This window comes from Gramella jeungdoensis, assembly GCF_023805255.1.
Taxonomy (GTDB): Bacteria; Bacteroidota; Bacteroidia; order Flavobacteriales; family Flavobacteriaceae; genus Christiangramia; species Christiangramia jeungdoensis.
In genome coordinates this window covers 118,313-132,431 of the sequence record NZ_JAMSCK010000001.1, presented here as the reverse complement: position 1 = coordinate 132,431, position 14,119 = coordinate 118,313, and the positions used below count along the sequence as shown (strand labels likewise).

General features: G+C 39.7%; 18 protein-coding genes. 8 read left to right on the top strand and 10 right to left on the bottom strand.

The annotated features are described in order from the left end of the window. Nucleotides 1-3: 3 nt before the first annotated feature. Genes NE848_RS00640 through mraZ form a run of 3 tightly spaced genes read right to left on the bottom strand, consistent with a single transcriptional unit; the run spans nt 4 to nt 1,678 of the window. Complete coding sequence (locus NE848_RS00640; RefSeq protein WP_252110286.1) at nt 4-321, bottom strand: FtsL-like putative cell division protein; 318 nt, start codon at nt 319-321, stop codon at nt 4-6. A gap of 6 nt (nt 322-327) precedes the next feature. Continuing rightward, a complete protein-coding gene (gene rsmH / locus NE848_RS00635) occupies nt 328-1,224 on the bottom strand; it encodes a 16S rRNA (cytosine(1402)-N(4))-methyltransferase RsmH (RefSeq protein ID WP_252110285.1) in 897 nt (298 codons plus the stop codon). Next, nucleotides 1,211-1,678 (bottom strand): division/cell wall cluster transcriptional repressor MraZ, encoded by a 468-nt coding sequence (gene mraZ, locus NE848_RS00630; RefSeq protein ID WP_252110284.1) that lies wholly within the window; start codon nt 1,676-1,678, stop codon nt 1,211-1,213. The genes rsmH and mraZ overlap by 14 nt, the downstream gene beginning before the upstream one ends. A 290-nt stretch (nt 1,679-1,968) precedes the next feature. On the opposite strand from mraZ, the gene NE848_RS00625 reads away from it, so the two are divergent. Beyond that, nucleotides 1,969-2,733, top strand: a complete 765-nt coding sequence (locus NE848_RS00625; RefSeq protein WP_252110283.1) for an alpha/beta fold hydrolase — start codon at nt 1,969-1,971, stop codon at nt 2,731-2,733. Nucleotides 2,734-2,743: 10 nt separating this feature from the next. Then, the gene (gene yihA / locus NE848_RS00620) at nt 2,744-3,349 is read left to right on the top strand and encodes a ribosome biogenesis GTP-binding protein YihA/YsxC (RefSeq protein WP_252110282.1); all 606 of its coding nucleotides are present in this window, start codon (nt 2,744-2,746) and stop codon (nt 3,347-3,349) included. Here yihA and NE848_RS00615 read toward each other — a convergent pair. Genes NE848_RS00615 through gldB form a run of 3 tightly spaced genes read right to left on the bottom strand, consistent with a single transcriptional unit; the run spans nt 3,346 to nt 5,009 of the window. Continuing rightward, nucleotides 3,346-3,711 carry a GTPase gene (locus tag NE848_RS00615; protein WP_252110281.1) on the bottom strand — a complete coding sequence of 122 codons (366 nt, stop codon included), beginning with the start codon at nt 3,709-3,711 and terminating at the stop codon, nt 3,346-3,348. The genes yihA and NE848_RS00615 overlap by 4 nt on opposite strands. Next, on the bottom strand, nt 3,712-4,050 hold the full coding sequence (gene gldC / locus NE848_RS00610) for a gliding motility protein GldC (protein ID WP_252110280.1): 339 nt from the start codon (nt 4,048-4,050) through the stop codon (nt 3,712-3,714). Beyond that, entirely contained in the window at nt 4,050-5,009 is a 960-nt protein-coding gene (gene gldB, locus NE848_RS00605) for a gliding motility lipoprotein GldB (RefSeq protein WP_252110279.1), read from the bottom strand. The genes gldC and gldB overlap by 1 nt, the downstream gene beginning before the upstream one ends. A gap of 107 nt (nt 5,010-5,116) precedes the next feature. Between gldB and nadE the strand changes: the two genes are divergently transcribed. Continuing rightward, a complete protein-coding gene (nadE, locus tag NE848_RS00600) occupies nt 5,117-5,908 on the top strand; it encodes an NAD(+) synthase (protein ID WP_252110278.1) in 792 nt (263 codons plus the stop codon). Between the two features lie 115 nt (nt 5,909-6,023). Continuing rightward, a complete protein-coding gene (locus NE848_RS00595) occupies nt 6,024-6,662 on the top strand; it encodes a response regulator (protein WP_252110277.1) in 639 nt (212 codons plus the stop codon). Here the strand turns inward: NE848_RS00595 and dnaG are convergent. The 4 genes from dnaG to NE848_RS00575 form a co-directional block, all read right to left on the bottom strand. After that, nucleotides 6,655-8,613, bottom strand: a complete 1,959-nt coding sequence (dnaG, locus tag NE848_RS00590) for a DNA primase (protein WP_252110276.1) — start codon at nt 8,611-8,613, stop codon at nt 6,655-6,657. The two genes, NE848_RS00595 and dnaG, sit on opposite strands and share 8 nt — an antisense overlap. An 89-nt stretch (nt 8,614-8,702) precedes the next feature. Beyond that, nucleotides 8,703-9,734: a porin family protein gene (locus NE848_RS00585; RefSeq protein ID WP_252110275.1), complete on the bottom strand. Its 1,032-nt coding sequence runs from the start codon at nt 9,732-9,734 to the stop codon at nt 8,703-8,705. Between the two features lie 109 nt (nt 9,735-9,843). Continuing rightward, nucleotides 9,844-10,611, bottom strand: coding sequence for a hypothetical protein (locus tag NE848_RS00580; RefSeq protein ID WP_252110274.1), 768 nt, complete (start codon nt 10,609-10,611; stop codon nt 9,844-9,846). Further along, the gene (locus NE848_RS00575) at nt 10,598-11,164 is read right to left on the bottom strand and encodes an RNA polymerase sigma factor (protein ID WP_252110273.1); all 567 of its coding nucleotides are present in this window, start codon (nt 11,162-11,164) and stop codon (nt 10,598-10,600) included. Before NE848_RS00575 ends, NE848_RS00580 begins: the two co-directional genes overlap by 14 nt. A gap of 131 nt (nt 11,165-11,295) precedes the next feature. On the opposite strand from NE848_RS00575, the gene rluF reads away from it, so the two are divergent. From rluF to NE848_RS00555, 4 genes are all read left to right on the top strand, one after another. Further along, a complete protein-coding gene (rluF, locus tag NE848_RS00570; RefSeq protein ID WP_252110272.1) occupies nt 11,296-12,093 on the top strand; it encodes a 23S rRNA pseudouridine(2604) synthase RluF in 798 nt (265 codons plus the stop codon). 112 nt (nt 12,094-12,205) lie between these two features. After that, a complete protein-coding gene (locus NE848_RS00565) occupies nt 12,206-12,628 on the top strand; it encodes a VOC family protein (protein WP_252110271.1) in 423 nt (140 codons plus the stop codon). Nucleotides 12,629-12,655: 27 nt separating this feature from the next. After that, nucleotides 12,656-13,675: an AI-2E family transporter gene (locus tag NE848_RS00560; protein ID WP_252110270.1), complete on the top strand. Its 1,020-nt coding sequence runs from the start codon at nt 12,656-12,658 to the stop codon at nt 13,673-13,675. 19 nt (nt 13,676-13,694) lie between these two features. Beyond that, complete coding sequence (locus tag NE848_RS00555; RefSeq protein WP_252110269.1) at nt 13,695-14,105, top strand: YkvA family protein; 411 nt, start codon at nt 13,695-13,697, stop codon at nt 14,103-14,105. Nucleotides 14,106-14,119 lie beyond the last annotated feature (14 nt).

The window sequence follows — 14,119 nt, the reverse complement described above, 5'->3', positions numbered from 1 at the left end:
AGGTTAGTCTTTTATTATCACTCTTATCTTGTTGGGCGGGGTTTCTGAAGGCCCTATCCCTTTCTCCACCATTTTTTCGGTAATGGTAGACTCCATTTTTATCTTCATTAGGTCTGAACGTCTCTCAACGAATTCACTTCTTAACTCTCTCACTTCATTGTTCAGTCTTGCTATTTGATGTACTTTTTTCTCTGCACTATGAGAACTGGCGATCATGATAATGGCCAGCACGGTACAGAAAACGATAAAACGCCAGTTTTTATAAGCATCTTCACTGATCAGAAAATTTGCCTTCAGTATGTTATAAAAACCTTTTTTCATCAATATTTACAGCTTTATGGCTATTCTTAATTTTGCGCTTCTCGCTCTGTTATTTTTTTCTATTTCCTCTTTAGTTGGTACTATAAGACCTCCTACTTTCTTGAACGGAACTGAAACATTTCCGAACATGTCTTTTTCAGGCTCCCCTTCAAAAAGACCACTCCTTATATATCTCTTCACCAAACGATCTTCCAGCGAGTGATATGAAATAAGACTTAATCTTCCTCCCGGTCTCACAACCTCTTCTGTTTGTATCAAAAACTCTTTAAGAACTTCTATTTCCTGGTTCACCTCTATCCTTATTGCCTGATAGATCTGCGCCAGGATCTTATTTTCCTTCCCTTTAAAAAGCAGCGGCTTCAAAAGATCATTCAAATGCTCACTGGTTTCAATCGGACCATTTCTTCTTTCACCAACGATCACTCTGGCCAGTTTTGGAGCGTTCTTTAGATCGGCGTACGCATAAAAAAGTCTTTTCAGCTGCTCCTCGTCATATTCATTTATCACTTCATACGCGCTCAAACTACTTCCCTGGTTCATCCTCATATCCAGTTTAGCATCAAACCTGGTTGAGAAACCCCTTTCAGCTTCGTTGAACTGATGCGATGAAACACCAAAATCACCGAGTATACCATCAACCTGCTTCACACCGTAAAACCTCAAAAATCGCTTCAGAAACCTGAAGTTCTCATTGATTAGCGTAAAGCGCTTGTCGTCAATCTTATTTTCAAGAGCGTCCTTATCCTGATCGAAACCAAACAATTTTCCGTCAGGCCCAAGTCTTTTCAATATTTCCCTGGAATGTCCGCCACCTCCAAAAGTGACATCCACATAAATCCCATCTGGTTTTATATCAAGACCATCAACCGATTCTTTTAAAAGAACAGGGTTATGATATTCCATCCATTTCGTCATTTCCCATCACTTCTTCAGCCAATTCAGCAAAATCACCAGAAGAAGCTTCGATGGTATTCTCATATTTATCCTTATCCCAGATCTCAATAATGTTTATCGCCGAAGAAAGAACGATCTCTTTTTCAATTCCGGCGAAAGCGGTAAGATCTTTTGGAATAAGCAACCTGCCGTTCGAATCAACCTCTACCATCTTCACTCCGGCAGTAAACCTTCTTATGAAATCGTTATTTTTTTTCTTAAACCTGTTAAGGCCGTTCATTTTACCCATAAGAACGTTCCATTCACTCATCGGGTAAAGCTCGAGGCAGTCCTGAAAAACAGCACGTTTTATCACAAAGCCTTCCTGCAACATAGGAGCAAGCTGCTTCTTCAATGCAGAAGGCACCATCAAACGGCCCTTCGCATCGACTTTGCATTCGTATGTTCCTATGAGATTTACCACATTTAGACTTTATAGAGCCAAATATATTGAAAATATTACCACAATTTACCACTTTTTACCACAATGTTGATAAGTTTTACCCTTGTATGTATTTGAAAACCTTTGAAATAGCCCTATTTGCTTAGGATTCAGTATTTTGAAATTTCGTGGTGAAATGTGGAAAATAATCGACAGAAAACATTTTAAAATCAAATTTCCCACTTCGCAGAAAAGCCATTGCAGTTAGTCAAAAATGATTATACTTGTATCGAAATCGCTATATTTGCGATTGCTAACCGCAAAGGCAATTAATGAAAGATCACTTAAGGCAAGAGGGAAAATTCACATATCTTGAAAAAGGCGAGGGCACTCCAATTGTTATCCTGCACGGACTTATGGGAGGCCTCAGCAATTTTGACGGCGTGATTGATTATTTTCCGGAAAAAGGCTACAAAGTGCTTATTCCGGAACTTCCGCTGTATTCCATGTCACTTTTAAAAACCAGCGTAGGCACTTTTGCCAGATATCTTAAAGAATTTATTGATTTCAAGGGCTACGAAAATGTAATACTCCTGGGTAATTCCCTGGGCGGACATATCGCCCTTCTGGCCACGAAGATGTTCCCTGAAATAGTCAAAGCTCTTGTGATCACTGGTAGTTCAGGCCTTTATGAAAACGCCATGGGAGAAAGTTATCCCAGACGTGGAGATTATGAATTTATCAAGAAAAAGGCGGAGGCTGTATTTTACGATCCCGAAGTTGCCACCAAAGAGATCGTGGATGATGTTTACGAAACGGTGAGTGATCGCAACAAACTGGTTAAAACTCTTGCTATCGCCAAGAGTGCCATACGGCATAACATGGCAAAAGATCTTCCGAAGATGAAAACCCCTACCTGTATTATCTGGGGTAAAAACGACAATGTAACTCCTCCGGAAGTTGCTGAAGATTTTCAACGGCTTCTGCCAGATGCCGACCTCTACTGGATAGATAAATGCGGACATGCTGCCATGATGGAACATCCAGAAGAGTTTAACGTACTGCTTCACGCATGGCTTAAGGACCGAAATATCTAAACTGGCTGCTATGAAGATCAAGTCGGCTGAATTTGTGGTAAGCAACTCCAAAGTTGACCAGTGCCCGAACAGCGCTTTACCTGAATATGCCTTTATTGGACGTAGTAATGTGGGAAAATCTTCCCTAATCAACATGCTTACTGGTAGAAAAGCGCTGGCAAAAACCTCAGCAAAACCGGGAAAAACGCAGCTGATCAACCACTTTCTGATCAACAAGAACTGGCACCTTGTTGACCTCCCGGGATATGGATATGCCCAGGTTTCAAAATCCACCAAAAAGGTATTTCAGAAATTCATTACCGCTTATTTCGAAAAGCGGAAACAAATGGTATGTGCATTTGTACTTATAGATTCGCGGCATAAACCACAGGCCATCGATATGGAATTCATGCAATGGCTGGGAGAAAATGCCGTCCCTTTCTGCATCATCTTTACAAAAGCCGATAAGTTAAAACCAAAAGAGCTAGAGAAAAACATTAGAAATTATAAAGCTGAAATGCTTGAAGTGTGGGAAGAAATGCCAGAACATTTTATCACCTCAGCATCCTCGGGAATTGGAAAAGAAGAAGTTCTGGAATATATTGAAAATATCAACCACCAGCTTCGAACTTCCTAAGAATTCAGTCTTTTTCTAATCACCTTCATCAATTCCTCCAGGGAATCTATATTCCAAAATTCATCCTTAGACAAAAAGACTTCCAGACCCTTTCTATTCTGCATTAGAATCAGGGGAAATTCAAACTTGTATCCGAATTTTGAGGCGTATTGTTTTTGAAACTCATTTTTGTGAAGAAATTCACTTTCCGCATTAAGGCCTTTCATGAAATTTTTCCAGTCCTTTTTTTGATGAAGCACTCCAAAAGTAAGTTTACATAATTTACAGTTATAGGTAGACGGCCTTATAGTTTTATGGAGGGAATCCATAAAACCATTCAGCCTTCCAGAATCTGCGTTGTATACAAAAATAAGTTTCTCCAATTATTGCTTCTTGATCTCGGTCTTTTCAGCAAAATAATCGCAGAAATCCTTCATGGTATCCCGCATCTTATCGTCCTGGGTAGCCCGAAAATATGTATCACTCATCGATACCAGGGTCTGGTGAAAGAATTTTTTCATCTCATCAACCGGCATTTCCTTTGTCCACAAGTCGATTCGCAGGGTCTCCTGCTCTTTGCTATCCCATACCGAGAGCATCAGGGCCTTCGCCTCTTCTTTATACACATTTCCATCCTCGGCACTCCATGTTATATTCTCGGGTACATGGTTCTCATCGGTAACCACTTCTATATTTATTTCAGACTTCTTGTATTGAGACATTATTTCTTAGGTTTATAGTTCGCTTTATTAAAAATTTCTTCAGCCGGAGTATTCAGCATTGTCTTAATGGAAACTCCATTTTTTTCCATATAAGACCTTATGATGTTCCAACCTATATATTGCCCGAGTCTTGCAGGAGATTCGGCATCAAGCTGCAGGTAGAACTTTGAAAAAGGAGCCGGATACAAAAACCTGGTGTACAGCTGCGAATCGGTATCAAATATCAATTCATTTTCAATGAAATACCTCCAGATCTGATCCTCATTAGCACTAGCCCAGTCCATTTCTTTTTGGGTATAGCCAATTTTCTCAGCATCACTTTTAAACGGGATAAAAAGATCTTTCAGATAAAGGATCTTCCCATAGTAAAGCATATGAGAAAGGAAGGTCCTGGATTTCGCTTTGGGAACATAATTTCCGGCAATCTCAGCAGCAGCATCGGCTACAATCTGCTCCTTTCTGAAGTTCTTCTTGAGATATTCCTGAATTCCAATATAGAATTTATGATTCTGCCCAAGATAAGTGTCCAGTGAAACGAAAAGATAATCCCCGGTATAAATGGCCTTGTTCTTATAATCCACTTCTGAAGTGACCGTAATAACATCGGGCACCTGAAAATCGGGAAAATAATATTTTACATGCTGAAAAAGGCTATGGAGCTCATCGGTTTCTTTTGAAAACTCCGGGAAAGCTTTTGCTACCTCGGTCTCTATTTCCTGCTGAATACTGTCATTAAGTTTATTCACCCAAACACTATCAGGATATTGTTTTGGAAACAGAAACGGATATTGCTCTTTCAGTTCAGGCAGGGTTTCTTCAGTCGCTTCGGCAAATTTCTCATCGAATCGTACCACTTTAAAATCCGCGTCGATCTTCTCTATTTTCTCTTCGGTTTCCGATTGCTTATCACAGGAAATTAGACCTGTAACCAATATTAAAAACCAGAATTTCTTCAGCATAACTTTCTATTGTGAAGGCTTTAACGCCTTTCCCTTTTTAAAAATTGGGTTTAAGTGTTAGATTTGTGGCGCAAAGGTATTACTTACAAACTTAATCACCCAAAATTATGCAGACCGAAAAAGTAGCTGACCACATCATTAACTGGCTGAAAGATTATGCTACCAAAGCCAATATGAATGGATTCGTGATAGGGGTCAGCGGCGGAATCGATTCTGCAGTCACATCTACACTTTGTGCGAAAACAGGGATGCCCACCTTATGTCTTGAAATGCCAATACACCAGCATAAAAGTCAGATCAGCAGAGCCCGCAAACACATTGAGGAACTGTCACACAACTTTGCGAATGTGAGCAGCCTTGAGGTAAATCTCACTCCTGTTTTTGAGGAGTTCAGGAAAGTAATGCCACAACACAGGGAAACAACTTCACTTGATCTTGCGCTTGCCAATTCCAGAGCCAGACTAAGAATGACTACCCTATATTATTTTGCCGGTCTGCACAAATATCTGGTCTCAGGTACCGGAAATAAAGTTGAGGATTTTGGAGTAGGCTTCTATACCAAATATGGAGATGGCGGGGTTGACCTGAGCCCTATTGCCGATCTTGTAAAAAGTGAAGTGTATGCATTGGGCGAATATTTGAATATTATCGACGAGATAATGAAAGCTCCTCCTACTGACGGACTCTTTGGCGATAGCCGGAGTGATGAAGATCAGTTAGGAGCGTCTTATGACGAATTGGAATGGGCCATGCAAATGGCAGAAGATGGCAAAAGAGCGGAAGATTTTGAAGGCAGACAGAGAGAAATCTTTGAAATATACCACCGCCTTAACTCAAGCAACAGGCACAAAATGCTTCCAATTCCGGTCTGTGAAATCCCCGTTCATCTTAAGAAATAGACCACTTGTCGAATATGTTAAACACTTTTACATTTTAAATCTGCAAAGCATTATTTTAGGTTAAGAAAACCAAACTCAACGAGTTACCCCCGGACTTGTTTTTTAACTTAAAATCATGTATCGAGTATTAATTGCAGACCATCACCCCATTATTTTAGAAGGTGTAAAATGTGTGCTACAAAACAATCCGGCCTTACAAGTAACGGGAAGAGTAGGCAGCGGGACCCAGCTATTTAATCAGTTGGAAAAGGATGCGCCGGATGTGCTTATTGTAGAACTGGATCTACCTCAAATCAACGGAATCAACGCTATAAGGCGTATCAAACAGGAATATCCTGAAGTAAAAACACTTATTTTCAGTTCACATCCTGAAGAAATGTATGCCTTAAGTGCCATTAAAGCAGGTGCCGCAGGATACATCTCAAAACATACTGATAATGAGACCCTTGAGAAAGCGATTTACCAGGTCGCTCGTGGAGGCATCTATCTAAATCGTAAAATCACCGAAAAATTAAACTCCGGAATATCAAGAGGTAAGAGTTTGATTACAAAATTTAAAAAGCTTTCTACAAGAGAATCAGAAGTGCTGAATCTTCTTTCTTCAGGGAAAAGAAATAAAGACATCGCAGAAGCCCTTGACATTAATGAAAAAACGGTGAGCACTTATAAGACCAGGTTACTTAAAAAGCTAAAGGTAGATAATGTTGCCGATCTCATTACTCAATCAAGGTTACTTCAACTTAATACTACATAACTCTCCCCAGTCTTTCTGCCAGGAGAGTGCGTAGTTTGTTAAAGCCTACCACTTCATTTTTAATATCTGTCCTCTCATCTTCGGTCTGGGCTACTCTTATATTTTCTAAAAGTTCGTTCAGTTTACAGTCAATAAGATGTCTGCGAAGATTCAGGATGGTCTGACTAACGAACTGCTTTATGGTCTGTTCTTTTTCTTTTACAGGAATATCATGACGATCCCAGCTATGAAGTTCATACTGCTCCTCTTGCATTAGAATATCGGTAATTTCCTTAGCCTGTGAAGCTTCCAGTTCATTAATAACATTACCTACCACGAATTCTTCCTGACTGTTCAGCTTATTGATAAGAATATTATAAAGTTTTCTAAAGTCCTCGTTGGAGAAAGCGATCTCGTCTTCCTGAAGATCAAGATATATCTTCTCGAACACCTTCGCTTCCTGAGTTTCCGGTTCTAATACCAATTCGCCGGTCTCCTCGTTTTGTTTTAGCAAAAGATCTTCAAACTCTTCCTCTTTATTTCCATAAAGAATGAGGATCTTAATGATATTCCTTTCCAGAATATACATGTGGTCCACCTTAGGTTTAGGAGCCGATTCCTCCTTGACCACTTCCATATTTCGTTTTCCCGGCTTCCGGGTAGATTTTTCATCCTTATTCTGGATCTGTGCAAGGGTAGCATAAAGAACATCTTCCGAAATCTCCATGATGCGCGAACATTCCTGCAGGTAAATTTCCTGCTGAATATTATCAGGAATTTTTGAGATGCTGTTCACCATATCACGAATAAGTCCCGCTTTCTTCACAGGATCATTTTTCGCCTCGTCCATCAAAAGAGAAGCTTTATACGTGATAAAGTCATAGGAATTTTCGGCAAGGAACTCCCGAAGGTCATCTTCAGAATTATTTCTTGCAAAACTATCAGGGTCCTCACCTTCCGGAAAAGGACAAACCTTAACATTCATTCCCTGTTCCAGGATAAGATCTATACCTCGCAAAGAAGCCCTTGTTCCTGCAGCATCTCCGTCGAAAAGAACTGTAATATTCCTGGTAAGACGGTTAATCAGTCTTATCTGCTCGGGCGTCAAAGCCGTTCCAGAAGAAGAAACCGTATTCTCAATCCCGCTTTGATGGAACTGTATCACATCGGTATAACCTTCAACCAGGTAACAATTATCCTCCCGGGAAATAGCCTGCTTGGCATAATAGATCCCATAAAGCACCTTACTCTTATGATAGATATCGCTCTCGGGTGAATTAAGATATTTTGCTGCTTTTTTAGTATTGGAAAGTATTCTTCCGCCAAAACCGAGCACCCGGCCAGACATAGAATGTATAGGAAACATTACCCTGCCCTTGAACCTGTCAAATTTCTTATCCTCCTTAACTATAGTAAGACCAGTCTTTTCAAGATATTCCAGCTTATAACCTTCATCAAGGGCGCTTTTTGTCAAAGCTTCCCAATCATCCGGCGAATAACCAAGATCAAATTTTTTGATAGTTTCCGGAGAAAAACCTCTTTCCTTGAAATAACTCAGCCCTATTGCCTGACCTTCATCTGTCTCATGCATAGCTTTTTGAAAGAACTCATTGGCATATTCTGAAACGAGATACATACTCTCCCTTTCATTTGCCTGTTCTTTCTGCTCATCGCTCTGTTGGGTTTCCTCTATCTCAATACCATATTTCTTAGCAAGATATTTTATGGCTTCGGGATAGGTAAAGTGTTCATGCTCCATCAAAAAAGCCACCACATTCCCGCCTTTCCCACTACTAAAATCCTTCCAGATCTGTTTAACGGGAGAAACCATAAAACTCGGTGTACGCTCATCGGTAAAAGGACTTAAGCCCTTTAAATTACTTCCAGATTTTTTCAACTGAACAAAATCGCCGATCACCTCCTCTACACGAGCAGTTTCAAAGACGTTATCTATGGTAGTTTTTGAGATCAATTTCTTCTGTAGTCTAAAATCCAGACCTCACAGGTTTTTAAAAACCTGTGAGGTCTTTTTTGATTCACACAAAACTACAAATTTATTGGCTAATCCACGTCGAATCTTAGGCCTACCGAAATATTGTTAAGTTCCACATTGGGTTCCTGGAAAATAGGGTTAAGATCATACTTCGCATAAAGGGTAGCCCAGCCCCAACCCATATAGCCACTTAGGCCATATACAAAATCGTTGGTATTATAATCTCCTTTTAGCTTATCCTTTTGTTTATCTCCCTCCAGCTTATATTTCAGTTTTTGACGTTCGCCTATATTGAAGCCGGCATATCCTCCCAAACCGATTTTGAATTTTCCACGCGTTGAATATCTAACATAATTCTTACTCTCGTTCTTTGTAGAAGGCCCAAATTCGAAGTGCACGGGAACCACCAGGTTATCCATTCTGAATTTTGATTTATCAAGATCAAGATCATATTCTTCAAGGAAAGTCTCATCTCCATCGGTCAGAAAATAGCGGTTATCTGTTGGCTTCAGCCCGTTGAACTGAAAAGAAACACCATACTTAAGGCGCAACCAGTTAGACTTATCAAACACCCTGGTTTTCCATGCCCAGCCTATTTCAAAGAAACGGCTTCCCCCTATCTTGAAATCGGAATCATTAAGAGACTGGCCATCTTGCAGGGCATTATTAAAACCTGCCGCAATAACCAGGTCACTGGTTGTCCTTTTGTCATATTGCTTCTCGCGATCTTCATTTATTTTAATAGTAATCACCTTACCATCATCCCCAAGGGCAACATATGCTTTCGTCTCTTTATTCCTTTCTTCCAACTCCATTTTGTTTTCCATAATAGCAATTCGATTCTCGATGTTCTTCGCATGGAGTTCTGCTGCTTCTTTTTTCTCATCTTCAGCCTCTTCAGAAGTGATAACCCCCTTTTCTAGTCTGGAATTGATCTCTTCTACCTTCTTTTTCAGTTTTCCTTTTTCATCCTGAATGATCTCCTGTCTTTTTGATTCAATTATTTCTTCAGTGGTTTTCTGATCATCTTCCTGACAGTACACAAATTGTGTTGCAAAAGTGAATAAAGCCAGGGCAAAATAGATAATGATAGTTTTCATGGTTAAATTGTTTTTAGTGTTCGTCCGATTCAGACAAATGTCTTCCTCATCAGAAATTGATTGATGAATGACCCTTTCGGGATTATTAATTAAATTGATTTGATTCTTATTACTCGTTTCTTGTCGCGATCGCAGTTCTGGCCTTTAAAAAACCTTCTTTCAAAACTTCAAACACCTCCTGCCTGAAAGACTGATCCATTTCAAATTCCACATCAGCCAATAATGCCTCTGCACTTACGTCTCCTTCTGTATATTTTCCGGACTGGCTAATTTCGCGAGCAGCTTCTGCAAGTAGCCTGTTCACCTCTGCTTCCGTAACATCACCGTTTTGCTCTTCCTTTTGAGCAACCTTTGCCAGTAACTCGTTTATCTGTTGGGAAAATTGAGTCGGATTTTCCGCATCCCTTACAGGAGGTGTTATTCTGATCGGTTCAATCAGGACCCTGTCTTTAGAAGAGTTTTGAGCCAGTTGACTTTCGTTTGAATCATTTTGTATCTTCTCTTTGGCTCTTCCAGTTTCCACTATTTCCTGAGGTTTTACCTCCTCTGTTTTTTCCTGAATTACATCGCTATTTTCTTCTGAAGCTATTCGATCGGCTTTTTCAAAATTTTCAGGGTTTTGAGGCTCACTTTTCTTCATTTCTGCCGGGTTTTCCACAATAGGGGCCTCAATCCCTTTCTGCTGATCTATAAATATCAAACTGGCAACGACAAGGACAATTACTGCGGCAGCAGCGGAGATCCACCATTTTCTTCGTGGTCTGTTTTCAGTCTCACCCAGCCTTGAGCTTAGTTTATCCCAGCTTCCGGCAGAAGGCTGTATTTCCCTCTTTTCAAGCTGCTCCCTTACGTGCTCTTCAAATTTAATTGGTGCCATAGCCTGTTGAGTTAATTGTTTTTAATTTTTCCTGAAGCATTTTTCGTGCTTTAAATAACTGGGATTTTGAAGTCCCTTCACTTATATCAAGCATTTTTGATATTTCAGAATGCTTGTAACCTTCCACCGCATACAGCACAAACACCATTTTATAACCTTCCGGTAAAGCATCTATCAAATTCTGAATATCGGCCACATCCATTTCTGAATTTATATTATTGAAAACCTCTTTCGACTCATAACCAAGGTCTTCCTGAAATTCCAGCTTTTTATATTGTCTTAAAAAAGAAATCGATTCTCTTATCATTATCCTTCTTATCCACCCTTCAAAACTACCTTCAGCCTTAAATTCTTTCAGATGTGTAAAGACCTTGAAAAAACCATTCAGCATTACCTCTTCAGCATGGTGCAGGTCTTTTATATACTGCCTGCAAACGCTCAGCATCTTTGGAGAATGTATCTCATACAACTTTTGCTGGGCATCACGGTTTCCCGCGGCTGCTTTCCCAATCAAAGAAGTTTCGTTTTTAAAAAGCTGTATGACTTTTACCATTTTCAAAAGGCCTTCTATTTATATAGACGTAGGAAAGTTACGAAAGGTTGCCTGAGGTTTTTAAAATTTTAATTTTTTTCGTCTTCCCCTCCCGAAATCTTATCTTGTATCTTTGTTTGAGAATAAGTTTTATGGCAGAAGAAGTTAGAATAAATAAGTATTTAAGTCAGTTAGGATACTGCTCCAGAAGAGAAGCCGATAAATTAATAGACCAGGGCCGAATCACAATAAATGATAAAGTACCCGAAATGGGAACTAAAGTTTCTCCCGGCGACGTAGTGAAAGTTGACGGAGAACCCGTTTCAAAAGCCGAATTGAAGGAACCCAATGTATATCTTGCCTTTAATAAACCGGTAGGGATTGTTTGTACCACCGACACTCGGGTGGAAAAGAACAATATTATCGATTATATCAATTACCCTAAAAGGATCTTCCCTATTGGCCGACTGGATAAACCAAGCGAGGGTCTAATTTTTCTTACTAATGATGGAGATATCGTAAACAAGATCCTTCGCGCAAGGAATAATCACGAAAAGGAATATGTGGTTTCGGTAAACAAGCCAATCACTTCAGATTTTATAAAACGAATGTCTAACGGGGTTCCTATTCTGGACACTGTAACACGAAAATGTGAAGTTGAGAAGCTTGGGAAACACACCTTCAGAATCATTCTCACCCAGGGATTGAACAGGCAGATAAGGAGAATGTGTGAATTTTTAGGCTATGAGGTTACTTCCCTTAAGAGAATCCGCATTATGAATGTGCAACTGGATATTCCAGTAGGAAAATGGCGTGATCTTACAAAAGAAGAACTGAAGACCATAAACGAACTGCTTGGAGAATCTACCAAAACTGAGGAAGGTTCTTTAATTGAAACTACTGACAGTAAACCAAAAAAGACCAAAAGACCCCGAAAATTCAAATCTTAACAGATTATTAGCGATGGGGCTTGTTGAATTGTATTCAGTTCTTGTTATTTTTAAATCGGCTGTATAGCCGGTCATTAATAATCTTTTTAAGACAATATTTAATTACAGCATCATGAAGATACAACCCTTTCATCTGGCCATCCCGGTTTCTGATCTCGAGAAATGCAGAAAATTCTATAAAGAGACATTGGGCTGCGGGGAAGGCAGAAGTAGTGATCACTGGGTAGATTTTAACTTCTTTGGTCATCAGCTGGTGATCCATTACCAGGATCCCCAGGAGACAAAGGCCTCCACATCCAATCCTGTTGATGGGAAAGATGTTCCTGTTCCGCATTTTGGCGTTGTATTACAGTGGGATGTATTTCATGAATTCGCTAAACTGCTTAAAAGCAAGAATATTGAGTTTGTGATAGAGCCTTATATAAGATTTGAAGGGAAACCGGGAGAACAGGCTACGATGTTCTTTAGAGACCCCTGCGGAAATGCTCTGGAATTCAAAGCATTTAAAAATATAGATCAGCTTTTCGCCAAGTAGTATTATTTTATAACCAACCAGTAACAAATGGATAGACTTAAACCGTCTTTAGTACGCCAGATTTTTGTGCTGCTGCTAATACTTTTCTTAACGGTTTTAATTTTCAAAGAGATGCTCCCCTATCTTTCGGGAGTTCTTGGTGCTGTTACTTTATATGTAATACTTAAACCAATGATGAAAGGTCTATTAAACAGAGGATGGAAACCACCTTTGGCAGCGACATTGCTTATGACCATTTCCTTTGTAGGTATATTGATCCCGGTTTCCATCATTGCTTTCATGCTTACCTCCAAAATAGGAAAAGCAGTATCAAATTCAGAAAGAGTGCTAAGCGCACTTAAAGCCCAGTTAAACAATTTTGAAGAGTATTTAGGCTATAATATCAGCTCCAGTATTGACACTTCTGCAATTACCAACTGGGTTTCGGCGAACCTGCAAAGCCTGGCCGGGGGTACCTTCAATGCATTTATAGCGATAGGGATCATGTATTTTATGCTTTATTATATGCTAACTAATCGTCAGTCTTTGAGAGAATCCATGATCACATACATTCCCTTGGGAAAGGATAACCTTAGAATAATTGGGGAGGAAAGCAATGAACTTGTAAAATCAAATGCACTCGGGATTCCGCTAGTCGCTATTGTTCAGGGAGTGATAGCTTTAATCGGATTTTTAATATTTGGGGTTCCCGATCCATTCTTTTGGTTTGTAATTACCGCTATTGGCTCCATGATTCCTTTTATTGGAACTGCCATAGGTGTGATACCCGCCTCTATTCTTCTTTTTGCACAGGGAAATGACTGGCAGGCTGTAACCCTGTTGATCTATGGGTTTGTAGTGGTTGGTTCAACTGATAATATCATAAGATTGTATGTACTGGAAAAACTGGCAAGCGTACATCCACTCATCACACTTTTTGGCGTGATCGTTGGGGTACCCCTGTTCGGTTTTATTGGATTAATATTCGGGCCTTTGCTAATTTCACTTTTTCTTCTTATTCTGAAGATATATAAAAAGGAATACGGCAACGCCCATCACAGATTATAAATAATTAAATAAAGGAGATATGTTCGGAAAAAAGAAAAAAGAAATTGATGAGGATTTTGTAAAAAGTGAGATCACCAAGATTGATGATGGTGATGTGAATGTTGCCATGAGAAATCATGAACAGATCGCCGACAAGATCATTAATTCCAACATGCTTAAAAAGTATGCCGAACTGGGGAAAGTAATGTATGGCATGCTTCGTGACTACCGGAAAGGGATTTACACCCAGGTGCCGTGGTTCACGATCGCGACCATCGCTTTCGCATTTCTTTACATTCTTAACCCTCTGGACATTGTCCCCGATTTTATTCCCGGACTTGGATATATAGATGATTTCGCCGTGTTAACCTTCGGACTAAGATTCATCGAATCTGATCTCCATAATTATTTAGACTGGAAACTGGAACGAGAAGACATCGAAGCCGCTTAAAAAAAAGAGGTCTA